This is a genomic window from Streptomyces sp. NPDC051662 (assembly GCF_040681655.1).
Taxonomy (GTDB): Bacteria; Actinomycetota; Actinomycetes; order Streptomycetales; family Streptomycetaceae; genus Streptomyces.
Genome location: NZ_JBFAZD010000013.1, coordinates 90,508 through 114,160, shown reverse-complemented (window position 1 = coordinate 114,160; position 23,653 = coordinate 90,508). Strand labels below are relative to the sequence as shown.

Below are 23,653 nucleotides of genomic sequence, written 5' to 3'. Positions count from 1 at the left end.
CCCGCAGACGCTACGCTGCCCACCACCACCTTGTGATCGCCGTCGCTCCCTGCGGACGGCGATGATCTGTCCTGTCCTGGACTCAGCCCGGGACCGACCTCAGCGGTGCCACAGCAGCGCCACGTCAGTGAAGAGCCGGCATGAGTAGGACCACTCACCCATCCATATGATCCAACCCGCGCTTCGACCGTCAGCCGTCAGTCCGTCACTGTGCCGCTGTTCCGCAGGCCAGTGCTTGATCATCTCTTGGATGGCGTAGTACCCCATGTCTTGGTTCGAATCTTTCATCCTCGGGCTCGTCCAGGGGCTGACCGAGTTCCTCCCCATCTCCTCCAGCGCCCATCTGCGGCTGACGGCGGTCTTCGCCGGCTGGCACGATCCGGGCGCGGCGTTCACCGCGATCACCCAGATCGGTACGGAGGCGGCGGTCCTCATCTACTTCCGCAAGGACATCGCCCGAATCGTTTCCGCCTGGAGCCGCTCGCTGGTGAACAAGTCGATGCGTGGTGATCACGACGCCCAGATGGGCTGGTTGGTCATCGTCGGCTCGATCCCGATCGGTGTCCTCGGTGTGACGCTGAAGGACCAGATCGACGGTCCGTTCCGTGATCTGCGGCTGATCGCCGTCACTTTGATCGTGATGGGCATCGTGCTCGGTGTCGCCGACCGGCTGGCGGCCCGCGACGAGACCGGCGGCAAGCACCGCGCGATCAAGGAGCGCAAGTCGCTGAAGGAGCTGAGCGTCAAGGACGGTCTGATCTTCGGCTTCTGTCAGGCGATGGCGCTGGTGCCCGGTGTCTCGCGCTCGGGCGCCACGATCAGCGGTGGTCTGCTGATGGGGTACACCCGTGAGGCGGCGGCGCGGTACTCGTTCCTGCTCGCGATCCCGGCGGTGCTCGCCTCAGGCGCGTTCGAACTGAAGGACGCGGGCGAGGGGCATGTCTCCTGGGGGCCGACCATCTTCGCGACATTCATCGCGTTTGTTGTTGGATATGCCGTTATCGCCTGGTTCATGAAGTTCATTACTACGAAGAGCTTCATGCCGTTCGTGATCTACCGGATCCTGCTCGGCATCGCGCTCTTGGTCCTGGTCGGCACGGACACGCTGAGCCCGCACGCGGGCGAGTCGGCCGGCTGACCCGGCCGCCGGGTGGCCCTGCGAGAAGCGTGGCAGTGTGTGAACGAAGTGTGAGCAAGGACGCTCCCTGATCGGCACCGGGGCGGGGGTGCGGGCCCCTAGGCTGGTCACATGTCCTCCTCCTCCGCTTCCTCGACCCCGGCATCCGACGCCGTCGCGGCCAATGAGCGCATCCGCGCGCTCGTCGACGCGACCGATTCGTCCGACGGAACGTGGCCGGCGGAGGCGTACGAGGTCCTGCTGCTGGAGTGGGCCGCGGCCCTCCACGAGGGCGTGGACGAGGCGGCCTGAGCTTCCCGGTCGAGTCCCCCGCCCGCCGGTTCGGTCAGGTCGCGGCGGTGGGGGCCGCCGGAGTCCGGGACGCGGCGGCCGACGGGGGTGTCGGCCGCTCGGGCCTGGGCTCCGGGCTGATCAGACGGTCGAGCGCTTCCTCCACGCCGGACGCGACCTGGATGACAAAGCGTTCCTCCTGACTGATGAAGCCGTCGGAGACCATATTGTCCAGGAGCGTCAGCAGCGGATCGAAGAATCCACCCTGGTTGACCAGCACAAGTGGCTTGTGGTGAATGCCCAGTTGGTTCCAGGTCGCCACTTCGAGCAGCTCGTCGAGCGTGCCGAGGCCGCCCGGGAGCACCGCGAAGCCGACCGCGAGGCGGTACATCAGCGCCTTGCGCTCATGCATCGTCTCCACGACGATCACTTCGGTGCGTGACTCGTCCGGCTGTTCCCGTTCGTACAACTGACGGGGAATCACTCCGGTCACCGGCGCCCCCGCGTCCAGCACGGCATCGGCGACGGCGCCCATGATGCCGACGCCTCCCGCGCCGTAGACCAGTCCCGTCCCGCGCTGTGCCAGCGCCTCGCCGAACTCGGTGGCGAGTCTCAGATGCTGGGGGCGGGCGCCCGGCCTGGCGCCGCAGAACACACCGACACGCTCCACCCGCGACGCTGGCATGGTCATATCCGTCTCCGTCTCTCCGGCCCGGCCCCGATCGACACACACCGTATCCGAACAGCTACGTTAAGCGAAGAGGGCCTTGGGTGCCCCTCCGCACCCCCTCGCCGCCACCTCTCGCCACCGACCTTCTCCACCGCGCTCTCCGCGTAGGTCGATTAGTAGCACTAAACCCTCAAAGGGATTACTTACCGGGTCATGTGGCGCAGGCAAGGGCATATCGGTGGGGCGAGACATGTGCTGCGGAGTACGGCGGGAGCGGTACGGCCCGTACGCGGCGTGACGGCCGGATCTCCCCGGCCGCGGTGAGCCCGCCTCCGCTGCTCTCCCCTAACTGCCGGGGCCCGTGACGGCCTCCCGGTCCTGACCGAGATGTGGAGGCCTCGATGGTGCCCGCCATGCAAGGTGACGAACGCGAACGATTCCTGGCCGACACCCATGTGGGTGTCCTGGGAGTCACCGACCCCCGTGGAGTGAGCGCGCCGCTGCTCGTACCGGTCTGGTACCGGTACGAACCGGGCAAGGACGTCGTGGTGCAGACCGGCAGGACATCGCTCAAGGCGCGTCTTCTCAAAGAGGCCGGCCGCTTCAGCCTGTGCGTACAGGACGAGACCGCCCCCTACCGCTACGTCAGCGTGGAAGGTCCCGTCACGTCCGTCGCGGATCCGCTGGACGCGGCGGAGCGCGAGGCCATGGCCCATCGCTATCTGGGGGCCGCCGAGGCGCGGGACTACCTCGCGGGGACACGGGACCAGCTCGTCGACGACATCACTTTCCGGATGCGTCCGGAGCGCTGGCGGAGCGCCGACTTCGCCGCCTTCGCCGCCGAGTTCGCCGGTGCCGAGGGCTCACGCTGATCCGCCCCCGACAGCGCCGGAAGGCAGGACCGCATGACCGACACCGACCCCCGCACGGACGGTATCGACACGCACGGTACGGACAGCCACCCCGACCCCACCACCGGCAACCCTGACCCCACGACCGACCCCACCACCAGCCACCCCGACCCCGTCGCCGACCGCCACGGACCGGCCGTCGCGCCCCTCGCCCCTGGTCGCGCGCACCCTCCGAGCCCCGTCCGGCCACGCCCCGGCCGTCCGCCGGACCCGGGCCGACCCGGGGACTCAGCCCACCCGGACCCGGGCTATCCACGGAACAGCAGCCTCCCGCACCTGTTCGAAGCGCGCGCCGGGGCCGCCCCGTCGGCGCCCGCGGCCCGGCACCGGGACCGCGTCCTGACGTACGGTCAGCTCGGCGCCGAGTCCGACCGTCTGGCGGCCCGGCTGCTCGCCGCCGGGGTCGAACCGGGCTCGGCGGTGGGGGTCTGCGGCAGCCGCTCGCTGGAGGCGCTGGTCGCCTTCCTGGGCGTCCTCAAAGCCGGCTGTGCCTACGTACCCCTCGACGAGGACCATCCGCCCGCCCGGCTGCGTGCGATGGCCGAGGACGCGGGCGTCCATGTCGCCGTCGTCCTGCCCAGCGGTACCCGCCGTATCCGCGGTCTGCGCACGCGCGTCGAGCTGGGCCGGATCACCGACGCCCCTCCCGCCACGGAGAGCACCCCGCTGCCGTCCCCGGCGGCGACCGACCGCGCCTATGTGATGTTCACCTCCGGCTCCACGGGCAGGCCGAAGCCCGTCGCGATCGCCCACCGCGGTGTGATCCAGTTGGTGCTGTCGGATCCGCGGCTGCCCCCGCCCGGCCCCGGCGACGGAGTGCTGCACGGCTACGGCCTCTCCTCCGACGCCTCCACGGTCGAGATCTGGAGCGGACTGCTCGGCGGCGCCTGCCTCGTACTGGTGGACCGTGAGGAGCTGCTCGCCCCCGCCGTCCTGGAGGAGCGCTTCCGTTCTCAGGGCGTGACCGTCGCCTATCTCACCACCAGCGTCTTCCACCATCTGGCCAGGACCCGGCCCGGCGCCCTGCGCGGACTGCGGTTCGCCTCCGCGGGCGGGGAGGCGATGGACCCCGGTCTCGCCCGCGCCGTACAGACCGCCTGCCCCGGCACGACCATCGTCAACTTCTACGGGCCCACCGAGAACAGCGTGGTGTCCACCGCGTACTTCCTGCCGAAGCTGACCGGCGACGAGACCCACCTTCCCATCGGCCGTCCCTTCGCCACCTCCACCTGCCATGTACTGCGCCCCGACGGCACGCCCGCCGCGCCGGACGAGGAAGGCGAGTTGTATGTCGGCGGGGACGGTCTGGCGCTGGAGTACATCGGGGACGCGAAGCTGACGGCGGAACGGTTCATCAGCTCGCCGTACGAACAGGGCGGCCGGCTGTACCGGACCGGTGACCGTGTCGTACGGGGCCCCGACGGCCTGCTGGAGTACCGGGGTCGGCTGGACCGGCAGGTCAAGGTGCGCGGCCTGCGCATCGAACTGGACGAGATCGAGGCACGGCTGCGCGGTCACTCCGAGGTCGGCGAAGCCGTCGTGGAACTCCACGACGGTGTCCTGGCCGCCTATCTCACGCCCGCGCGGCCCGGCGGCACCCTCCCGGTGGACGCGCTGCGGAGGTACTGCGTGAGCTGGCTGCCCGCCCAGGCGGTGCCCACCCTCATCGCGCGGGACCGGTTCCCGGTCACCAGCGGCGGCAAGGTCGACCGCGGGCGTCTGCTGGCCGAATCACGGCACGGCGAGGGGAGCGCGTCGCGCGGTGCGTCGCGGGAGAGCGCCCCGTACACATCCGGTCCGGGCGGGGGGACACGGTCCGGCCGCGGCGCTGACCTGGACGGCCCGCTGGAGGCGCTCGCCGAGGTGTGGCGGGTGGTGCTGCGCGTACGTCCCGCGCCCACGGACAACTTCTTCCTCATCGGGGGCGATTCCCTGCTGGCGGCCGAAGTCGTCGCCCGTACGCTCGCGTTGCTGGATCTCGACGCGGCGCTCGGGAGCGGTCTGATCCGCGCCCTGCTCGCCGACCCGACCCTGGAGGGTTTCGCGTCCGCCGTCGGCGCCCATCGCGGCCGGCCGGCCGGCACCCGGCGGGCGGGCGTTCCTCCGCAGGCCCCGGACGCGGAGGTCGACTTCGTACGCGAGAGCGCGCTGGGCTTCCCGCTGCCGCCCGCCAGGACGCCGGCCCCGCGGCCCGGCGACCCCTCGGACGTCCTGCTCACCGGCGCCAGCGGATTCGTCGGCGCGTTCCTCCTGGACCGGCTGCTACGGGACACCACGGCCCGTATCCACTGCCCGGTACGTGCGTCGGGCGCGGCGCACGCGGAGCGACGCGTCCTGGCCGCGCTCACCCGCTACGGCCTGCGCGCGGACGACACCGCGCGGCAGCGGCTGGTCTGCTTCCCCGCCGATCTCGCCGCTCCCGGGCTCGGCCTGTCAGCGGAACACGCCGCCGCTCTGGCCGCGTGCCTGGATCTGGTCGTGCACAACGGCGCCCAGGTCAACTTCCTCTATCCGTACAGCGCTCTGCGGGCCGCCAATGTCGAGGGCACCCGCGAGATCGTCAAACTGGCGGCCCCCCGCCGGGTACCTGTGCACTTCCTGTCCACGGTGGCGGTACTCGCCGGTTTCGGCACCGCCGGTGCGCGGGAGGTCGACGAGGACGTACGGCTGGACCACGCGGACGGGCTCACAATGGGGTACGCCGAGAGCAAGTGGGTCGCCGAGGGGCTGCTGCGTGACGCGGCGGAGCAAGGGCTTCCGGTCGCCGTCTACCGTCCGTACGAGGTCACCGGGGACAGGCTGCACGGCGCCTGCAACACGGAGACCGCCATCTGCTCGCTGTTCAAGACCATCGCGGAAACGGGGCTCGCTCCCGACATCGCGCTGCCGATGGATTTCGTACCGGTCGATCATGTGGCGGAGTCCGTGGTGCATATCGCCACCCGGCACCGGGCGACGGACCGGGTCTACCACCTCACCAATCCGCGCCCGGCCGTGCTGCGTGATGTGCTGGACCGGATGCGGGCGGCGGGGTGCGCGATGCGCATGCTGCCGTACGGGGAGTGGGTGGGTGAGCTGGTACGTCATGTCGCGCTCCACCCCACCAGCCCGACCGCGCCTTTCGTGTCCCTCTGTGTGGACCGGGCGAACCAGGGCGACATCTCGGTCAAGGAGATGTATCTGGAGGGCGTCTTCCCCCGGCTGAGCCGCCGTAACACCGAAGCGGCGCTGGCCGGGAGCGGTCTGGACTGCCCGCCGGTGGACGCGGTGATGCTCGACCGCTATCTGGAGTACTTCTTCACCTCGGGCTATATGACGCGGCCCGCGGTCGCTCCGGTGGGCGTGGCGACGGCGGTGCCGTAGCCGGTGGAGCAGGGGACGACCGTCACCAGCGCACCGGAATCGTCTCGGGCAGCAGTACGGCGTGGTCCTGCCGCCAGCGGATCTCCTCGGGCGCGACGGCCAGCCGCAGCCCGGGGACGGTGTCGAGCAGGGCCCGCAACGCCACTTCGGTCTGCGCCCTGTTCAGCGCGGCGGCCGGACAGAAGTGCCGTCCCTGCCCGAACCGGAGATGCGGCGCCGACGGCCGCCGGTCGATGTCCAGCCGGTCGGGCGAGTCGAATACGGCGGGGTCGCGATTGGCCGCGTCGGTGGAGATCAGCACCAGCTCACCGGCGCGGACCAGGACTCCGCCGATCTCGGCCTCCTCCCGGGCGATACGCGTAATGGAATCGCCCAGCATGACCGACCACCGGTACAGCTCGTCCAGAGCGCCGGGCAGCGCCTGCGGCTCCGCCCTCAGCCGGGCGGCCAGCACCGGGTCGCGCGCCAGCACCAGACCGCAGAGCGCCAGGAAGCCGGCCGGGTTCCCCAGACCCGACACGAAGAGGAACAGCGCGATCTCCACCAGCTCCCGGTGGCTCAGCGGGTGTTCGGAGGAGCGGTTGAGCAGCGCGAGGCGGCCCAGGAGCCCTTCCGGGCCGATGCCCGTCATCCAGTCGTCGAAGCGGCTCAGCGCCTTCGTCCAGTCGGAGAAAAGGTGCTCGTCCGCCTCTTCGCCGGTGCAGAGCAGACGGAACCAGCCGGCCAGCTCCGGGGCCGCTTCGGTGGGCAGCCCGAGCAGTTCACACGTCACCTGGGAGGCCCACGGGAGAGCGAAGTCGGCCACCAGATCGCCCGGTTCGGCGTTCGCGTGCCCGTTCGCCGTCATCGTGGTGAGCAGAGCGCCCGTGATGTCACGCACCCGCTCCAGGGAGATATACGTCTGCCGCGGCCCCATGCCCTTCACTGCCTCGTCCCGCAACCCGGCCGCCCGCAGCATGGTCATGGTGCCGACGACGCTGAGCGGCGGCGCCGAGTGGTCCTCCTGCGGCATCTCGGGGTCGGCGATCAGGCTCCGGCTGAGCCGGGGGTCCTTCAACGCCTCGCGCGCGGCGTCGTAACCGGTCACCAGCCAGCCGAGCGCGCCGGCGTTGGTCACCACGCGGGTGACCGGTTCCCCGACCACGAATCTGCCCAGCTCACTCGCCAGGGCGTCGCCGCGAAAGCTGAACGGGTAGTGCGGGATGCCACCGACAACGCTCACGGCCACCGTCTCCTGGTCGATGGACGGGCCGACCGGAGGCGGCGGCCCGAAGCCCGAAAGGGGCTTTCATCCATACATTCCCGTGATCGCGGCATACACCCGATAACGGAACAGGAGCTGCCGAAGACCACTCTCAGGGGTGGCGGTCCTCAGGGGGGCAGCTCTCAGCGGTGGCTGTCCTCGTCCTCCGTCGCCGCCTTCTCCGCCCAGATGCCGCGGACATGGCCGATATGACGCCGCATCAGTTCCTCGGCGCCGTCCGCGTCGCCCGCACTGATCAGGTCGAGGAGTTCGGAGTGCTCGTGCGAGGAGGGGATGAGCTGGTCGCGCTCGGCCAGGATCTTGAGGCCGTAGATCCGTGACCGGGAGCGGAGGGAGCGCACGGTCTCGACCAGATAGGTGTTACCGGTCAGACCCAGCAGCGTGAGATGGAACTCCATGTCGATGGTGACATGGGCGATGAGGTCCTGACGGCGTGCCGCGTCCTCGATGGCCGTGGCCAGCGGACGCAGCCGCTCGATGGCGGCGGGATCGACGCCCGCCTCGGCGATCCTTCGCACGGTGGGGATTTCGATGAGTGCGCGCAGATGCGTGATGTCGTCGAGTTCGGCGTCCGACAAGTCGGTGACCCGGAAGCCCTTGTTACGGACCACGGCGACCAGCCCCTCGCGGGCGAGATCGAGCATCGCCTCCCGTACGGGGGTGGAGGAGACGCCGAACCGCTCGGCCAGGCTGGGCGCCGAGTAGACGACGCCGGGGCGGAGTTGACCGGAGATCACCGCGCCGCGCAGGGTTTCGATGATCTCCTCACGGAGATTGCGCCGGGCGCCGAACGAGGGCAGTACCGGCGCGCTGTGGTCGCCCTCGGTCGTGGTCATGGGCCTGCTCCTTCGTACGGTCACAACGTGAAGCCTTCGGGGAACGGGTCGTCCGGGTCGTAGTGGTACTGGGCGGTGCCGGTGATCCAGGCGCGGCCCTCGATGGTGGGGATCACGGTGGTGAGGCCGCGGGGCGCTTCGGGTCCGTCGGCGACGCTCTGCCCGGACCCGTCGGCAACGCCCTGCCCGGGCCCGTCGGCGACGCCCTGCCCGCCGAGGACGCCCTCTTCGACGAGGCGGCCGGTGAAATGCGTACCGATGAACGACTCGTTGTCGAAGTCGGTGTCGAGCGCGAGTTCGCCACGGGCGTGCAGCTGGGCCATACGGGCACTGGTTCCGGTGCCGCACGGCGAGCGGTCGAACATGCCCGGGTGGATGACCATGGCATGCCTGGAGTGTCTGGCGTCCGACCCGGGGGCGGCCAGATACACATGGTGGCAACCGTTGATCTCGGGGTTGAGGGGGTGGACGGGGCGGTCCTGGTCGTTGACGGCGGCCATGATGGCGAGACCCGCGTCGAGGATGCGCCGCTTCTCCGTCCGCGCGAACGGGATGCCCAGCTTGTCCAGTTGGACGATGGCGTAGAAGTTGCCGCCGAAGGCGAGGTCGTAGGGGACATCGCCCCAGGGCTCGACTCGTACCGTACGGTCGAGACCGAGCGCGAACGACGGTACGTTCCGCAGGACGACCGACGTCGCCGCTCCGTCCGTCACCCGGACCCGGGCGACGACCAGCCCGGCCGGGGTGTCGAGGCGGATGGTGGTGACGGGTTCGATGACCTCGACCATGCCGGTCTCAACCAGGACCGTGGCGACACCGATGGTGCCGTGGCCGCACATCGGGAGACAGCCGGAGGTCTCGATATAGAGCACACCGTAGTCGGCGTCGGATCGGGTGGGCGGTTGCAGGATCGCCCCGCTCATCGCCGCGTGGCCACGGGGCTCGTTCATCAGGAACGTACGGATGTGGTCGAGGTGATCGATGAAGTACCGGCGCCGGTCGGACATGGTGGCGCCGGGCACAACACCGACGCCGCCGGTGATGACCCGGGTGGGCATGCCCTCGGTGTGGGAATCGACCGCGTGGAAGACCCGACTGCTGCGCATACGGTTTACCCGAGCCCTTCCGCGAGCGCTTTCTCGGTGGCCCGGCGCACGATCTCCTCGTGCTCCGGGGTGAGCGGAACGCGCGGCTGACGGCAGGGACCGCCGTAGCGGCCGACCAGATCCATGCTCGCCTTGATCGCCTGTACGAACTCCGTCCTGGAGTCCCAGCGCAGCAGTGGGTGCAGCGCCCGGTAGAGCGGCAGCGCGGTCTCCAGATCACCGGCCGAGGCGGCGCGCCACAGCGCGACCGAGGCGCGGGGGAACGCGTTGGGATAGCCGGCGACCCAGCCGGGGGCGCCCGCGATGGCCAGCTCCAGCGCGACATCGTCGGCGCCGCACAACACATCGAGCCCTGGGGCGAGTTCGGCGATCCGGTAGGGCCGGCGGACATCGCCGGAGAACTCCTTGACCGCGACGATCAATCCCTCGGCGTGGAGTTCCGCGAGCAGCTCGGGCACCAGATCGACCTTGGTGTCGAAGGGGTTGTTGTACGCGACGACCGGCAGGCCCGCTCTGGCGACCTCGCGGTAGTGCGCGACCACGGCGCGCGGGTCGGCCCGGTAGGAGTTCGGCGGGAGCAGCATCACGGCGGCTGCGCCCGCCTCGGCGGCCTGCTCGGCCCAGCGGCGGGCTTCGTCGGCGCCGTAGGCGGCCACGCCGGGCATGACCGTGAAGCCCTCGGGAGCGGTCTCGACCGCCGTGGTCACCACACGGGCACGTTCTTCCGGCGAGAGGGTCTGGTACTCGCCGAGCGAGCCGTTCGGGGTGACGCCGTCGCATCCGTTCGCGGCGAGCCAGCCGACATGGTCGGCGTAGCCGTCGAAGTCCACCTCCAGCCGGCCGGTGGGGTCGTCGCGCAGCGGCAGCGCTGTCGCGACCAGCACGCCGTGCCAGGGCTTGCGTTGAGACTGCTCGTGCTTGTGCTCTCGGTCTTGCGGCTGCTCTTGGTCTTGCTCTTGCGGTTGCCGGGGCGCTGACGCGTTCATACGACCTCCACGGAGACTCTGCTGAGTGGGCTGACGGGGCTGACTGGGCTCGGCGGTGGGTCCCGCGCCCGCGGCCAGGGCGCCGAGCGACACCGGCTGCGCGATGGGCCTGCTCGCCATGGAGCGCAGATCGTCCTCGGTCGGTTCGCGTCCGGTGCGTGCGGCGACCAGACAGCTGGTGGCGTATCCGCAGACGCGCCCCTGGCACAGCCCCATACCGGGGCGTGCGAACAGCTTCACCGCGCGCGAATCGGTGGCGCCCAACTCCTCGATGACCTCGGTGATCGCTCCCGCCGTGACTTCCTCGCACCGGCACACCACGGTGTCGTCGTCGATCCACCCGGTCCACCCCGGGCGCACCGGAGAGGACTCGTGCAGGGCGGTGGCGAAGGCGCGCAGCGCCGCGCGCCGGTGTGACAGACGGCGCACCGCCGCCGGGTCCGGGGTGGCGCCGACCGTGGCGTACGCGGCGTGGAGTCCGGCGAGCCGGCCCTCGATCACGGACAGGTCCGCGCCGCCGACGCCGCAGACCTCGCCCGCGAGATAGACCCCGGGAACCGTGCTGAGCTGTCGGCCGTCGGCGCAGGCGACCAGGCTTCCGTCGAGGTCACGGCGCGTGTCGCAGCCGAGCTGGAGCGGGATTTCGATCTGGGGCGTGAAGCCGTAGCCGACGACGAGCGTGTCACAGTCGACCCGGCGCTCACTGCCCGGCACGATCCGCCACCGCGCGTCGAGCGCGGCCACCGTGACCCCGGACACCTCGCCCTCACCATGGGCCGCGACCACGGTCGTACGGGTCCGGTACGGCACGCGGTGGCGCAACAGCGTACGGAGGAACCCCGCGCCCTCGGCGAACTTGCCGGGGTTACGGGCCAGGGCGAGGGGATGCCGCACGAAGGCGGTGGGCAGCCCGGCCTCGAAGACGCCGACGACGTCCGCGCCCGCCTCGGCGAGTCCGGCGGCGACGGCGAGGAGGAAGGGGCCGGTGCCGGCGACCGCGATCCGCCGACCGGCGCGTACGCCCTGCCCCTTGAGCAGCGCCTGCGCGCCGCCCGCAGTGAAGACGCCGGGCAACGTCCAGCCAGGGAAGGGGAGTTGACGGTCGTACGCTCCGGTGGCGATCACCACCGTACGGCTTTCGACGACCGGCTCGGCGCCGTCGTTGGGGGTGGGGGTGGCAGTGGTGAGGGTGGCAGTGGTGTGCGTGGGAGTGGCGTGGGTGGCAGGGGTGTGCGTGGCGGTGGTGTGGGTGCGGAATCGGTACGGAGACGCCTCGGCGGTCCGCTCGATGTGCCACACGGACTGCCCCGGCAGGTAGGCGATCCGCTCCGCGTGGTCGCTGAGTCCGCGCAACAGCCGTTGGAATACCGGCCGGCCGTCGTGTGACGCGTCGTTGTCGCCGTGGCGGTGGCGCCAGTACTGGCCGCCGGGACGCGGCGCCGCGTCGATCAGTGCGACGCGTGCTCCGGCGCCGGCGGCCGTGACCGCGGCGGCGAGACCGGCCGGGCCGGCGCCGAGGACGGCGAGATCGTAGCCGTCGGACCGTGCGCCGGCCGGATCAGCGCGCGAGGTCGTCATGGCCCGCCCCCTCCTGAGTACGCACCCGGTCACCGGGCGCGACCTCGACCAGACAAGCCCGTTGATTCGGCTGCCCGTTGACGGTGATCAGGCAGTCGAAACACACCCCGATGCCACAGAACACACCGCGTGGAGCGCCGCCGAGGCGGGTACGGCGCCAGGAGCGGTGTCCGGCGGCGATGAGCGCGGCGCCGATGGTCTGGCCCGCCGAGGCGTCGATCGTCCCGTCGTCGAACAGGAACTGGAACCGCGGTTGGGAGGTCTCGCCCTCGTCGCTCACGCCGCCACCTCCTCACCGAACCGGTCCGGGCGGAACGGGGTGAGATCCAGGTCGGGTTCCGTACCGGCGATCAGCTGCGCGATCAGATGTCCGGTCGCGGCGGACAGCCCGATCCCGGCGCCCTCGTGCCCCGCGGCGTGGATGAGCCCGGGGGGCGCGCGGGTCGGCGCCGATGACCGGAAGGTGGTCCGGACAGTAGGGGCGGAAGCCCAAGTAGCTGCGCAACAGCCGGACTTCGGCGAGGAACGGGAAGACGGCGATGGCCTGTGCGGCGAGCGTACGCAGGACGGGCAGCGACATCGACCGGTCGAAGCCGACGCGTTCGCGGCTGGCCCCGATCAGTACGGTCCCGGCCCGGGTGCCCTCCACCACGACCGAGGTCTCCAGCGCCGCGTCCCCGCTGGCCACATTCGCCACGTACTCGGCGGTGTACACCTTGTGCCGGATGACCCGCGGCAGTGGCTCCGTGACCAGGATGAACCCCTTGCGCGGCAGCACCGGGACGGGCGCGCCCGCGAGCCGGGCGGTCTCTCCGCTCCAGGTGCCGGTGGCGTTGATGATCCGCCCGGCGTGAATCACGGGCGCCGTGGGCGAGTCCGTACGGACGCCGATGACGGTGCCACGGCCGTCCCGTACGAATCCGACGACCTCCGTCCCCGGCAGTACGGTGGCCCCGCGCCCCCGGGCGCGCTGGAGCAGCCGAGCCGCTGCCAGCATGGGCTGGAACTGGCAGTCCTGCGGGTAGTACGCGCCCGACACCACGTCGGGCGTAAGGTGCGGCTCCAACTCGGCGACTTCGCCGGAGGACATGTCGATCGCGTCGATTCCGGCGGCGCGCTGAACGGTGGTGAGTTTCCGGAGACCGTCGGCCGTGGCCCGTGAAGTGGCGACCACGACGCCGCCTTTTCGCTGATACTCCAGTCGCTCGGGACCGACGTCCTGGGCGACCTCGCCCCAGAGGCGCCCGGAGAGCAACGCCAGATCGAGTTCGGGTCCTGGCTGTTTGTCGGAGAGCAGGATGTTGCCTTCACAGGCGGAGGTGGTTCCCGCGGCGATCGCGCCCCGCTCGACCACGGTGACGCGGAGACCGGCCGCCGAACAGTAGTAGGCACAGGCGGCGCCGACCATGCCCGCCCCGATGACAACCACATCTGGAGATCTCTCCGAGCTGCCCATGTCAGTAGCATGTCACATAGCAGTGTGGCGCACCACGGTCCGTCACTCGCTTCGTCGGTGGGCTCGTTGTTCGGCCGTGGGCCGGGGAGGGGGTCCCCGGGGAAGCACCTCTGTTCCGGGGGCCGATTGCCGACCGCAGGTCGGTGGGCCCTGCGGGGCTGCGCGGCAGTGGAGTGGGGCGGCCCGGCACCGGCAAAGCGACTGACCCCCGTGGGCAGTTGGGATTCATGCCCGGCTGGTGGCGGTTGGTTGTCGGGTGCGGGTGAGGACCGAGGGGTAGTCGCCCGGAGGGTTCGGAGACGGGTGGGGGCCGCCCCTGATCTTTGAGTTTCGCGGTTGCGGGTTGGGCGTCAAGGGCGCTCCTACGTCGCGTCGGCTGCGCCGATTCCGCTTCGCTCCACCCTTGACACCCAACCCTCCACCGCAAGTGCAGCTTTGAGGGGGGCGGCCCGGGGGTAGACCGTACACCCTGGGAGTTGGGAAAACACCAGGTCAGGGCACAAGAAGGAGCCCCGCCCGGCATGTGGCCGGACGGGGCTGGTTTGCGGTCTGAGGTGGGGCTATGCCGTGCGGCGCCCGGTGGTGTTCATGGCTGTCCGGGTTTGCGGCTGGACGAACGCGGCTGCGGGGAAGGGGGCTCCGTCGTAGGTGTACGGGTAGTCGATGCCGATGTCTGCGAGGAGTACAGCCGCGCGCCGTTCTCGCTGAACGATGCCGAGTTCCATGGTGGTTTCCGCCTGTAGCCGGAACAGTTCTCGCGCTTGCTCACGCGTCGGGCTCGTCCAGGGCTTAGACCACGGATTGACAGCCTGCTGGGGTGTCGGCGTTTCCACGGGGGCGGGGTGCTCGGCGGTGTGTTTTCCACGGGCGGGCAGGAGCAGCCGAAGCACCCACACCAGGGCACGGGCGATAACATCGCGCATACGTCGTTCAGCTCCTCAGAAAGCTGTTCGGTCGGAGCCCCGGCGGACCGGTCCTAAGCGGTCTGTCGGGGCGTTTCACGTTCGATGGTGGTGAGAGGCCCCGCCCATGCGCCGGGGGTGACGCACGGACGGGGCCGCTGCCGGGGATGGTCAGGCAGAGCCCGCCTCCATCCCCCGCCCGTGCCGGCCGTCGTCCGTCCCCGTTGGAAGGGGCGATCAGCACGGGGTCGTACCGTTCTCGCCGGGAAGCGCGAGGGCTGGGGCCCTGGTTCGGTTCTCAGCGGGAACGGAGTTCACGGGGTGTAGCCGGGTGTATTCACCACCACGCCCAATGCTCGGCAAGGGGCCCTGCGACGGGGAGCGTGTTGTGTTGCGGATGTCGGCGGAGCAATCCCACGCAGTCGGTGACCGTGGTCTGGTCCCGAGATTCTTCGGCGGCCTTCTTCCTGGCTGTTAGTTCCGCGCACTTCGCGCACTCTCCGTCGCTCACTCTTCCCGGCCCTTTTTCGGTGGTGGACAGCCGAAGACGCTCTCGTAGAACGCCGCATCGTCCAGCTTCTGAAGATCAGTAAGAAGCAGTCGGGTATGCAACGGCTGTTGCTCTGCGAGTGCCTTCTCAATGGCTGTTTGCAGGGCACCGCAGCGCCGCTCAACTACTGCGAACTCTCTGACAGGATCGAATGGAGGTTTTCCGGTCACGACCAACGTCCCCCGTTGGCCTGGTGATTCTGCCTCTCCAGAAGGGGACGAAGGCGTTCCATGGTGGGACTGTTCGACCTGTCGTCGACACGTTCCGGCTCGTGGTCGCTCGCTCTCACCTGCGGTCGCTCGGCGCACTCGTCCCACGGACACTCACACCGGGGCCACTTGAGCGCCGACACGATCGGTGGGTTACCGCCCTCAGGTACATCATGGGGACTCACCATTCCTCACCGATCTCCGGCACAAGGCGATCAACACCGTTGTCGCAAGCCGTCGCAATGGAAACCTCGCTGGCGTCGTAGAACCACCACGGGGCCCATACCGGAGCGAGCCTCCAGAAGCCGCCGACCGCTATCAGCGCACACAACTCGTCGGCAACGCTCGTGGGTGTCCTTACTGGTGTCCCCTGGTGGTTCATGACCGCCCCGCCTCCTGAAGTGAGCTCGGCACGATCTAGGCAACTTGACGACTACTCACAGCGCTACGCTTGTCACGGCGCGAAGACATAAGAGCCATAAGACCGGCTGTGAGGGGATGGGAACAGTGAGGGCACTGGAGCCGAACGCAGCACTTGAACGGCTGTACCGCGAGAGCGGGTGGAGCATGCGCCAACTCGCCCAAGAGGTCAACCGCATCGGAACCGAACGCGGGACTCCTCTCAAGTACCAGCAGCCGTCAGTCAGTCAGTGGCTGAAGGGACAGTTACCCAAGGAGGGGACGCGACCGATCATCTTGGAGGCGTTCGCCCGGAGGCTGCTCCGCCCGATCACACACGCCGAGGCAGGGTTTCCCGCGCCCCCGAAAGAGTCGAACGCCCATCCGGGTACGGTGGAAGGGCTGATCGACTTGGGGAGGCATGACGTGGATCCGTCCCGCCGTAGCGTTGTCGGAGCAACCCTATTCTCTGTCGCACTTACCGTCCCCAACTGGCCGGACGTTGTCGGTCGAATGGAAGCTGCCCAGACCGGAAAGACGCAACGCATAGGAATGGCCGAGGTTCAAATGGTCATCGCTATGACGGAGCGCGTATCCGAACTAGACGACCAATTCGGAGGCCGACATGCCCGGCCGATGGCAGCGGCTTTCCTCTTGAACACGGTCGCGCCATACCTCAAGGCCGATGCCCCGGAGGAAGTACGCAAAGCGATGATGTCGGCCGCCTCCGACTTGTGTTACCTCACGGGATACATGGCTGTTGATGAGGGGGTTCACGGGCTTGCCCAGCAGTACTATTTGAAGGCACTAGAGCTGGCTGGAGCGTCTGAGGACCATCTCACTTATTGCACCACACTGCGCGGAATGAGCGTCCAGGCTGTTGACCTAGGACACGGAAAGGCCGCAATGCGGCTCGCCAATGCTGCCGCAGCAGCTTCCCCGAAGGCCGGTCCACGAATGCGCGCGTTCCTTGCTGGACAACAGGCTCATGCATCAGCGAAAGTCGGAGACCGCACTAACGCCCTTACGTATCTTCGGGAAGCCGAAGTGGCCATGGAGAAAGCCGAGTCACAAGCGACGACCTTCGGCTCTTACAATCCATCGTCGCTTACCTATCACGCTGGACAGGTCCGCTATGAACTAGGTGATATTCGCGGTTCGATCGAAGCGTTGCATGAGTCCGATAGACTACGACACCACTCCTTCAAGAGGAATCGCGTTCGCTATCTTTCGATGCTCGCCGAACGCCAGCTCAAATTGGGTCATCTTGAGAACGCGTGCGAAACGTGGATGAAGGCTGTGGAAATCTATCCACAAGTACAGTCGGGACAATGCGATCAAAGCATCTCCAAAATGCATGCACACATTCGTCCATATCTCAAGAATCAGGCTGCCCGCGGCCTCTATGAGCGCGCCCGCCTGGTTGCCCCCGCTTCGGTAACAGCCTGAAAACCAAGAAATCCCCCGTACCCGCCGCCCTATTCAAGGGAGACGAGCACGGGGGCTCTGTGAAGCGATCAGCCGTTCAGGACTCCGGTAAGGCGAGCGGCGGCCTTACCGCCGAACATGGCGAGTCCACAATAGAAATCAATCCGGGTTCGGTACACCGGCTTTTCGTGGGCCTCACCCAAATCGGTTGCCTGAATCCCGCCGTTGGTGAGACCGGTTACCCCGGTGTCCGCCTCGGAAGCGCCGAAACGGACGGCGTACATATCGCTGGTCTCCTTGCCATCTTCACCAGCCGTAAGCGGGATCACGTCTGTGCCGTCGAGATTCTGGCCGGCGTCCAGAAGGGGAATCCCGTTCCACGTGGGAGCAAGCTTTCCCCCGATCTCGCTCATGAGGAGTTCACTGCCCCCCAGTCGTCGGAATCCAGACTTGATCTTGGCAATTATCTCGCTGTTGCTATAGATGGCTCCGTTCGCTCCGCTGAGTCCGCGAACCCGCCCGACCAGGGAATCCAGCGCATCAAAGAACGCGTATCCATCCGCCACAGGTGAAGTCCCCCCGGCATCGACCACCTGTGATCCAATCAGTCTCTTCCGGAGACCGTCGAAACCCTTCGGGTTGACCATGACGTCACCGTTGAAGAACTGATCGGAGAAGTGAATTGATGCAGCCTTGATCTTCATGTGCGTGTGGATGGCACGTTGCTCATTGAGATTGCTTCGCGTCTGCACAATGAACTTGTCGACATCCGCGTCACCGCCGAGGATGGCAAGGGTTTCGATCCTCTGATTAACCGCACCAACGCTCTCCGGGTACGCCTCGTTGACAGCCCGGAAGGCAACACCTGGCAGCTTGGATTCTTCGTTGTACTTGTACGCACTGCCTTGGACGTCGATAAGCGGCAGCCGATCGAGGATCGGTGATTCCTGAACGAACATTTCGATTACGCCAAGCTTGAGCATGTCCTGAGTGATCTTGGCTGATTCAGCGAGAGTCAGAGACATTACTTTTTCCCTTTGTTTTGATTGAATGGATTTTTTCTGTCAATCTTTCGATAATCGATAGCCCGCCGAAACGTTCTAATGAACCATGCGAGTCTTTTGCCTCCCCCACGCTCAATCTCGGGAGGAGAGGGGAGTACCCCCCTGGTCAGAACGGCGGGCGTTCGTTCGCCTCGCGCCGTGACCGTGCTTCTGCGGCGAACCCGCCCGGCTGATTGCGTGCGGTCTCGCGGTTGTGGCACGCGATACACAGCGGGCGAAGGTGCTTCGCAGCGTCAGGGTTCGGCTCGCCCCGTGCGATCAACTCGCGTCGGGACAGCGGGAAATGGTCGGCAACGTTCGCCGACTGTCCGCAGAGCACACACCACGGGTTCGCATACAGGTACGCGCGCCGGACGCGCTGCCACCACGTTGTGTAGACGGCTCCGCCGCGCGACGCACGATCCGCGTTCGCTTCCTTGGTGTGCTTCGGGCAGCGACCGCCACGGGCGGTCAGCTCCGGGCAGCCGGGGACAGAACACGGGGGGCGGGGTCTACGGAGCAATGGGACACCTCTTGTCAAGAGGGCTAGTACCGTCACTCTGTGTTGTGCGACGATCTCCTACGGTAGGTATTGGGCTCGCCAGGAAGGTGAACACCATGAACACGACCACTACTGACGCGCAGTGGGCTGTTGCCGGAATCAGCAATCAGCCCGCCAACGGTTGTAAATGCGGCCCCGGTTGTCAGTGCGGGTGCCAGTCAGGCGGCCCCTGTCAGTGCGGCGGAGACTGCGGAGTCATGTAACGGGGGCAGCGTCGAACCGCCTCTGCCGCCCGGTTTCGATCACTGGCAGCACATGAGCCCCGGTACGAGCCCGTCAGCCCGTACCGGGGCGAAGTGCTACCCGGAGTCGCCCAGCGCCCGCCCGTCGTCAGCTCGGGACAGCCGGGGACTGAGCACGGGGGGCGGGGCTTACGCGGCATGGGGGTACTCCGAACGAGTAGCGGAGGAACCTTTCTTCGGGGGTATCCGAGTGTGGGCACAACTGATTCGTGCATGATCTTGAAAGATGGACTGCAAGGTCCTATAGCCGCTCAAGAACAAGAAACGGACTTCTGATGCGCCTTCGAAACGCCGTGGCTGCTGGCCTCGGCGCACTCACGCTCCTGCTTACTGTTCCCACTTCGGCCAACGCGGCAACGGGAATTTTCGAGTATACCTATTTGAGTGATTCGGGTTCCAACATGGTAGATTCCAAGCTGGTCGACCCGAAAAACAACTTGTGCTACGACCTCAACGTTGACGGTCGGCGACGTGTAAGCACCGGGGTCAATCGCACCAACGCAACCGTTACAGTCTTCAGAGATCCCGGCTGCGCCGGAAAGTGGCAGGATTTCGCCCCGGGCACACGTCTTCGGGATGCCAATGGGTATATGTTCGGATTCTCGTCGGTTGCCTTCAGGACAGCCTGACTCGTGACCCGGCCCCGGTACGGACCCGTCAAAGCCCGTACCGGGGCCGGGCTATATCCGGGGTTGTTACCCAAGAGATCAGCTCTTTAGACGGATACCAGCGCCCCCGAACTCCGTACTCGTCTTGAGCCCGTGGCATCCGTGGCACAACACCTGAACATTCCCGTCAATGTCCTCGCCACCGAGGGACAGCGGGCGCACGTGGTCCACGTCCACCCCGTCCGAGGGGAAGTCGCCCAAACACCAGTCGCACCAGGCCGAGCCCCGTTCCTGCACTCGCCGGCGGAGCCTCGCAGCAGCGTCCCGACGGTTCGCCCGTCGCCTGCCCCGTGCGCGTCGGGAACGGACACCCGGCCGCCCCTCGTACGCCCCGTGGTGCGTCCTACAGCGTCCGCGGTGCGTCGCAGGCTCGGTGCAGTCGATACAGCGCATGTGCGTCCCCCTGGTCGTGATCTTTCGGCGTGTGGCTCGTTGGACTCCACGGACGTACGCGAACGTCCCTGATAGAGGAGTCACATTGGATAAGCAGGAACTCATCAATGCCATTTCGGAATCAGCCGACATCTCCAAGACAACCGCTAACAAGGTTCTCGATGCGGCGCTTGTGGCCATCAAGGATGCCGTCGTGGCAGGCGGTGCCGTGCAATTGATTGGATTCGGTTCGTTCACCGTGGGGGAGCGTGCGGCGCGGACTGGAAGGAACCCGAAGACCGGTGAACCGGTTGAAATCACAGCGGCCAAGACTGTGAAGTTCACGGCTGGTAAGACGTTCACGGATGCGCTAAACGCGTAGTAGGTGCCCGCCCGAGGGCTCGAACCTCGGAACTCTGCGGAGTGCTTCCGGATCTCCCCGAAGCGGGGGCCGGTACCGCGCACCTCTGCCGTTGGGTCAGCGGACTTGGTCGTCGTCCTGGCGCTCATTGACGAACGGCGGGACGACATGGGGACCGCACGGTCTTACAACCCTGTTCAGCGCCTCCAAAGGGCGGTTACTCATGGGCGGTGCGGTCCCCGCGCGTTGCATCATGACCCCTGCGGCCACCCCCAGCGGGTGCGTGGTGCACGGGCAACGCTTGTTCCGAAAGTCGGGCACTCAGTCCGCCGACTGCCCCCGTGTTGGGTGGGTGCGCGGTAATCCCGCTTTCGGAATAATCGGGAGAGCGGAGGTTTCCCGAGCCCCGAGGGGCTTTGCGGGGCAGTCTCCGGTCCCCCTTCCAATCTGTAAGGGAGAGCGAGGGTTTCCCGGAGTGCTAATCCGTGGCGGTGTGCCGAAACGGGGTCCGGTCTCTCTTCTCTTCTATTTTTTCTACGTGTTCTAAAAAAGTGGTGTAAACCGTCACTCCGCCACCCCTCGCCCCGCTGTTGGGCCGGTCGGCCGAGGACGAGCCGGCGGGCCCCGAGGGCGGACAGCAGAAAGCCCCGGTAGGCCCACCAGGGACCTACCGGGGCAGCGTGCGGCACGTGCTCACACCTTGCTCGTCCAGGCGTTCACGGGGGCCGCTCACCGGCTGCGTCCGCGTAGCTGATCACGTCTGCCACCCGTTCCGCGGTCTCGTCCTCGCCCCGCTCGTCCAGTTCGGACGACAGCACACCGAGGGCGGGCACGGTTTCTTCTGTGATCTCACCCGTGGCGTACAGGCGACTGGTCACCCCACCGTCGCGGAACGGGTGCAGGGTCCTGCGTACGTCGTTGTCCGTCAGTGAGTCCATGGGACCGAGCTTAGGGACCGTTACTGCCCATGGGTGCCTTTCAGCACGACGTGAAACACGAAACAGCCCCGGCGGTCACGCGGACCAACCGGGGCTGTCTCGGGCCGTACAGGGCTGTTACGCCGCTTGCTCGAACTCATCCGCACTGGGCTCCGCACCCTCCGGGGTTGCCCAGATGATGGTCACGCGTTCGTCGCCCTTGAACTTGCCACCCTGCTTGGGGGACTTGGTCACGGTCACGCGGTCGATCGCGAGGGCCAGGAGGTCTTGCCGCATGCCGGGGTCGGCCGCCTCCCACACCTTCAGTGCGTGGCCGTTGACGACGAACGACACGTCAACCCGGGTGTCTCCGGTGAGTTCCCGGATGCGCGCCTCGGCAGCATCGAGGCGCTTTTCCGCAGCGACCTTGTGGGGGATGCGGTAGCGCGCGGAACGGCCCGTGTAGAAGTCTGCGGCGTCGTCCGCGTGGAAGGCATCGAGCTTGGCTTGCGCTGCCTTGAGTTCCGCCCGCGCGTCCCTGATCTCCTGCGTCTCCTCGGGACGGGTCACCGCCTGCCAGCGCTCGGCAACGGCAATCATGAGTTCGTCTTCGTCGTCCGCTTCGTGGAGCCGTGCGGCCCACGCTTCGACTACATACCGCTCCAGCGGGGGACGGGAAGCGGACGCGGGCTTGTTGCAGGCTCCGCCACCGGAGTAGTACTGGCACTCGTAGGATCCGCCGCCGAACGACATCGCGTGTCCGCAGTCGGCGCACCGCAACAGTCCGGTGAGCGGGTGGACCCGGCGCCCCGTCTGGGGCTTGGCGGTGTTGAACATCTGGTGTCCGGAGACGAGCCGGCGGGCACGTGCGGCGAGATCGGCGGGGATCATCTGCGGCAGGACATCGTCTGTGACACAGCGGACCCGCTCACCCATGCTGTTGAGGTAGTGCGCCGGGATCTTCCCCGCGTTCGTGAGGGTGAGCCAGCCCTCATAGACCGGATGTACGAGGATGGCCCGGATGGTGGCACCGGTCCATGCCTTACCGGTGGCAGACGTGATGCCCTCTGCGTTGAACGCACGGGAGAGAGAGCGCGCCGACATGCCCTCGGCGATCCCGTTGTAGATGCGTACGACTACTTGCCACGGCGTGATTTCCCGCTTGCCTTTGGCCAGGCAGATGTAGGGGGTGTGGTCCGGGGACAGCTTGCGCGTGGCGGGATCGGCGACCAGGCCGAACGGTGCCCTGGCGAGCCAGCGCCCTTCGTTGCGCTGCTTGGCCTTTGTACTGCGGACGTTGTGTGACAGACGCTGCGAGTACTCACGCGCGTTCTCCGCACGGTCGATGATCCACCGGCGGTCCCGCTCATCCATCGAGTCAAGGCGCTCGTAGTCGAAGATGACGCGGGCTTTGCCGAGGATCGGTACGACCGCTTCGGCGCCCTTACGGCTGAACCTGTCGAGCGCGTACACCCACAGACAGGTCACTTCACCGTTGAGTACGGCGTCCATGGCCGCGTCGTACTTCGGACGCTTCACGTCCGACCACGCCGACAGGTTCTCTTTCCACACCCTGCGGACGCGGTAGCCGTTCTCTTCGGCCCACGCACGGCCTCGTTCTTCCTGTGCGCGGATGGAGAGTGCGCGTTCCCCCTCGCGGACGACCTTGGACTTTCTGAGCAACAGGTCCACTTCGGGGCGGTTGTCGAGTGCGGCAGGGACAGGGGCGGTGCCCCGTTCGGTTGTCTTCTTCATGGTCTCTCGGGAGACCGGAGGTTTCCTGCGTGCCGTGACCTGAGTGCCTGTCGCCATGGGGATACCCCTTGTGACCTGCGGAAACGGTCCGCTACCCGAGCAAGTCCCAGAGTGTTGGACCTACTGGGGGAGGGGTCCCCGGAAAGGATCCGTAGATGAGGACGGTCCATTGCCGACCTCGGGCCGGTGGGTGGGGGCGCGGCAGTGGAATGGGGCGGCCCGGCTCCGGTTCAGCGGGCTGATGTGGGTGGGTGGTTGGGATTCATGCCCCGCTGGTGGCAGTCCGTTGACGGGTGCACCTGTCAGCCGAGGCGGACGGACCCGCCACCTGGCCCCTATGTCCCAGTTTGGCGGGCCATTCCGGGGGCCTCGGGCGGGTGATGTGTCCTGGGTTCGATTAAGTCGTCCCCACGACACATCACCTCCTCCGACTGGCCCGATCAGCGCCTCATGAGTCACAGCCACCCCACCACCCACACACCGCCACCAGCGGGGCATGAATCCCAGCTGCCCACGGGGGTCAGTCGCTTTGCCGGTGCCGGGCCGCCCCATTCCACTGCCGCGCAGACCACCCACCGGCCCGAGGCCGGGAGCGGACCCTCCGTACATGGGAGCTTCCCCGGGGACCCCTCCCCTCGGGCCGCCCCCCTCAAAGCTGCACTTGCGG

The 23,653-nt window shown here is 67.7% G+C and carries 18 protein-coding genes and 2 pseudogenes; 6 read left to right on the top strand and 14 right to left on the bottom strand.

The features are described from left to right. The first annotated feature begins 265 nt into the window (after nt 1-265). Together AB0M67_RS22660 and AB0M67_RS22655 are read left to right on the top strand one after the other, a co-directional pair. Nucleotides 266-1,138, top strand: a complete 873-nt coding sequence (locus tag AB0M67_RS22660; protein ID WP_365748042.1) for an undecaprenyl-diphosphate phosphatase — start codon at nt 266-268, stop codon at nt 1,136-1,138. A 111-nt stretch (nt 1,139-1,249) separates the two neighbouring features. Beyond that, nucleotides 1,250-1,429: a hypothetical protein gene (locus AB0M67_RS22655; protein WP_365748040.1), complete on the top strand. Its 180-nt coding sequence runs from the start codon at nt 1,250-1,252 to the stop codon at nt 1,427-1,429. A gap of 34 nt (nt 1,430-1,463) precedes the next feature. Here the strand turns inward: AB0M67_RS22655 and AB0M67_RS22650 are convergent, their stop codons facing one another. Continuing rightward, a complete protein-coding gene (locus AB0M67_RS22650; protein WP_365748038.1) occupies nt 1,464-2,099 on the bottom strand; it encodes a TIGR00730 family Rossman fold protein in 636 nt (211 codons plus the stop codon). Between the two features lie 392 nt (nt 2,100-2,491). Here AB0M67_RS22650 and AB0M67_RS22645 point away from each other — a divergent pair, with 392 nt between their 5' ends. Both AB0M67_RS22645 and AB0M67_RS22640 read left to right on the top strand, forming a co-directional pair. Then, nucleotides 2,492-2,950: a pyridoxamine 5'-phosphate oxidase family protein gene (locus AB0M67_RS22645; RefSeq protein WP_365748036.1), complete on the top strand. Its 459-nt coding sequence runs from the start codon at nt 2,492-2,494 to the stop codon at nt 2,948-2,950. Between the two features lie 33 nt (nt 2,951-2,983). Continuing rightward, nucleotides 2,984-6,352 carry an amino acid adenylation domain-containing protein gene (locus AB0M67_RS22640; protein WP_365748034.1) on the top strand — a complete coding sequence of 1,123 codons (3,369 nt, stop codon included), beginning with the start codon at nt 2,984-2,986 and terminating at the stop codon, nt 6,350-6,352. A gap of 22 nt (nt 6,353-6,374) precedes the next feature. Here the strand turns inward: AB0M67_RS22640 and AB0M67_RS22635 are convergent, their stop codons facing one another. From AB0M67_RS22635 to AB0M67_RS22595, 9 genes and pseudogenes are all read right to left on the bottom strand, one after another. After that, nucleotides 6,375-7,574, bottom strand: a complete 1,200-nt coding sequence (locus tag AB0M67_RS22635) for a cytochrome P450 (RefSeq protein WP_365748032.1) — start codon at nt 7,572-7,574, stop codon at nt 6,375-6,377. A 164-nt stretch (nt 7,575-7,738) separates the two neighbouring features. Beyond that, the gene (locus AB0M67_RS22630; protein ID WP_365748030.1) at nt 7,739-8,452 is read right to left on the bottom strand and encodes a GntR family transcriptional regulator; all 714 of its coding nucleotides are present in this window, start codon (nt 8,450-8,452) and stop codon (nt 7,739-7,741) included. A 20-nt stretch (nt 8,453-8,472) separates the two neighbouring features. After that, nucleotides 8,473-9,558: a proline racemase family protein gene (locus tag AB0M67_RS22625; protein WP_365748028.1), complete on the bottom strand. Its 1,086-nt coding sequence runs from the start codon at nt 9,556-9,558 to the stop codon at nt 8,473-8,475. A gap of 5 nt (nt 9,559-9,563) precedes the next feature. Continuing rightward, complete coding sequence (locus tag AB0M67_RS22620) at nt 9,564-10,442, bottom strand: dihydrodipicolinate synthase family protein (RefSeq protein ID WP_365748256.1); 879 nt, start codon at nt 10,440-10,442, stop codon at nt 9,564-9,566. 294 nt (nt 10,443-10,736) lie between these two features. Beyond that, a pseudogene (locus tag AB0M67_RS22615) lies at nt 10,737-12,122 on the bottom strand (FAD/NAD(P)-binding oxidoreductase); the annotation flags it as partial. Next, complete coding sequence (locus AB0M67_RS22610; RefSeq protein WP_365748026.1) at nt 12,103-12,402, bottom strand: (2Fe-2S)-binding protein; 300 nt, start codon at nt 12,400-12,402, stop codon at nt 12,103-12,105. The pseudogene AB0M67_RS22615 and the gene AB0M67_RS22610, both read right to left, overlap by 20 nt. Then, nucleotides 12,399-13,578 (bottom strand): annotated as a pseudogene (locus tag AB0M67_RS22605) (FAD-binding oxidoreductase). The gene AB0M67_RS22610 and the pseudogene AB0M67_RS22605 overlap by 4 nt, the downstream one beginning before the upstream one ends. A gap of 560 nt (nt 13,579-14,138) precedes the next feature. Beyond that, complete coding sequence (locus AB0M67_RS22600) at nt 14,139-14,501, bottom strand: hypothetical protein (RefSeq protein ID WP_365748024.1); 363 nt, start codon at nt 14,499-14,501, stop codon at nt 14,139-14,141. A gap of 486 nt (nt 14,502-14,987) precedes the next feature. Further along, nucleotides 14,988-15,200 carry a hypothetical protein gene (locus AB0M67_RS22595; RefSeq protein WP_365748023.1) on the bottom strand — a complete coding sequence of 71 codons (213 nt, stop codon included), beginning with the start codon at nt 15,198-15,200 and terminating at the stop codon, nt 14,988-14,990. A gap of 537 nt (nt 15,201-15,737) precedes the next feature. On the opposite strand from AB0M67_RS22595, the gene AB0M67_RS22590 reads away from it, so the two are divergent. Further along, a complete protein-coding gene (locus AB0M67_RS22590) occupies nt 15,738-17,087 on the top strand; it encodes a tetratricopeptide repeat protein (protein ID WP_365748021.1) in 1,350 nt (449 codons plus the stop codon). 68 nt (nt 17,088-17,155) lie between these two features. Here the strand turns inward: AB0M67_RS22590 and AB0M67_RS22585 are convergent, their stop codons facing one another. Together AB0M67_RS22585 and AB0M67_RS22580 are read right to left on the bottom strand one after the other, a co-directional pair. Then, nucleotides 17,156-18,091, bottom strand: coding sequence for a major capsid protein (locus AB0M67_RS22585; protein ID WP_365748020.1), 936 nt, complete (start codon nt 18,089-18,091; stop codon nt 17,156-17,158). A 1,529-nt stretch (nt 18,092-19,620) separates the two neighbouring features. After that, nucleotides 19,621-19,974 (bottom strand): HNH endonuclease signature motif containing protein, encoded by a 354-nt coding sequence (locus AB0M67_RS22580; RefSeq protein WP_365748018.1) that lies wholly within the window; start codon nt 19,972-19,974, stop codon nt 19,621-19,623. Here AB0M67_RS22580 and AB0M67_RS22575 point away from each other — a divergent pair. Next, nucleotides 19,973-20,335 carry an HU family DNA-binding protein gene (locus AB0M67_RS22575; protein WP_365748016.1) on the top strand — a complete coding sequence of 121 codons (363 nt, stop codon included), beginning with the start codon at nt 19,973-19,975 and terminating at the stop codon, nt 20,333-20,335. The genes AB0M67_RS22580 and AB0M67_RS22575 overlap by 2 nt on opposite strands. Before the next feature lie 695 nt (nt 20,336-21,030). Here AB0M67_RS22575 and AB0M67_RS22570 read toward each other — a convergent pair. After that, complete coding sequence (locus AB0M67_RS22570) at nt 21,031-21,252, bottom strand: hypothetical protein (RefSeq protein WP_365748014.1); 222 nt, start codon at nt 21,250-21,252, stop codon at nt 21,031-21,033. Nucleotides 21,253-21,369: 117 nt separating this feature from the next. Then, on the bottom strand, nt 21,370-22,986 hold the full coding sequence (locus tag AB0M67_RS22565) for a recombinase family protein (protein WP_365748012.1): 1,617 nt from the start codon (nt 22,984-22,986) through the stop codon (nt 21,370-21,372). Between the last annotated feature and the right edge of the window lie 667 nt (nt 22,987-23,653).

What these genes read in the sequence shown, in the direction of transcription:
- AB0M67_RS22660 (WP_365748042.1), top strand. Translation starts at nt 266, where the DNA reads ATGTCTTGGTTCGAATCTTTCATCCTCGGGCTCGTCCAGGGGCTGACC.
- AB0M67_RS22655 (WP_365748040.1), top strand. Translation starts at nt 1,250, where the DNA reads ATGTCCTCCTCCTCCGCTTCCTCGACCCCGGCATCCGACGCCGTCGCG.
- AB0M67_RS22650 (WP_365748038.1), bottom strand. Translation starts at nt 2,099, where the DNA reads ATGACCATGCCAGCGTCGCGGGTGGAGCGTGTCGGTGTGTTCTGCGGC.
- AB0M67_RS22645 (WP_365748036.1), top strand. Translation starts at nt 2,492, where the DNA reads ATGCAAGGTGACGAACGCGAACGATTCCTGGCCGACACCCATGTGGGT.
- AB0M67_RS22640 (WP_365748034.1), top strand. Translation starts at nt 2,984, where the DNA reads ATGACCGACACCGACCCCCGCACGGACGGTATCGACACGCACGGTACG.
- AB0M67_RS22630 (WP_365748030.1), bottom strand. Translation starts at nt 8,452, where the DNA reads ATGACCACGACCGAGGGCGACCACAGCGCGCCGGTACTGCCCTCGTTC.
- AB0M67_RS22625 (WP_365748028.1), bottom strand. Translation starts at nt 9,558, where the DNA reads ATGCGCAGCAGTCGGGTCTTCCACGCGGTCGATTCCCACACCGAGGGC.
- AB0M67_RS22600 (WP_365748024.1), bottom strand. Translation starts at nt 14,501, where the DNA reads ATGCGCGATGTTATCGCCCGTGCCCTGGTGTGGGTGCTTCGGCTGCTC.
- AB0M67_RS22590 (WP_365748021.1), top strand. Translation starts at nt 15,738, where the DNA reads ATGGGAACAGTGAGGGCACTGGAGCCGAACGCAGCACTTGAACGGCTG.
- AB0M67_RS22585 (WP_365748020.1), bottom strand. Translation starts at nt 18,091, where the DNA reads ATGTCTCTGACTCTCGCTGAATCAGCCAAGATCACTCAGGACATGCTC.
- AB0M67_RS22575 (WP_365748016.1), top strand. Translation starts at nt 19,973, where the DNA reads ATGTGCGTCCCCCTGGTCGTGATCTTTCGGCGTGTGGCTCGTTGGACT.
- AB0M67_RS22580 (WP_365748018.1), bottom strand. Translation starts at nt 19,974, where the DNA reads ATGCGCTGTATCGACTGCACCGAGCCTGCGACGCACCGCGGACGCTGT.
- AB0M67_RS22570 (WP_365748014.1), bottom strand. Translation starts at nt 21,252, where the DNA reads ATGGACTCACTGACGGACAACGACGTACGCAGGACCCTGCACCCGTTC.
- AB0M67_RS22565 (WP_365748012.1), bottom strand. Translation starts at nt 22,986, where the DNA reads ATGAAGAAGACAACCGAACGGGGCACCGCCCCTGTCCCTGCCGCACTC.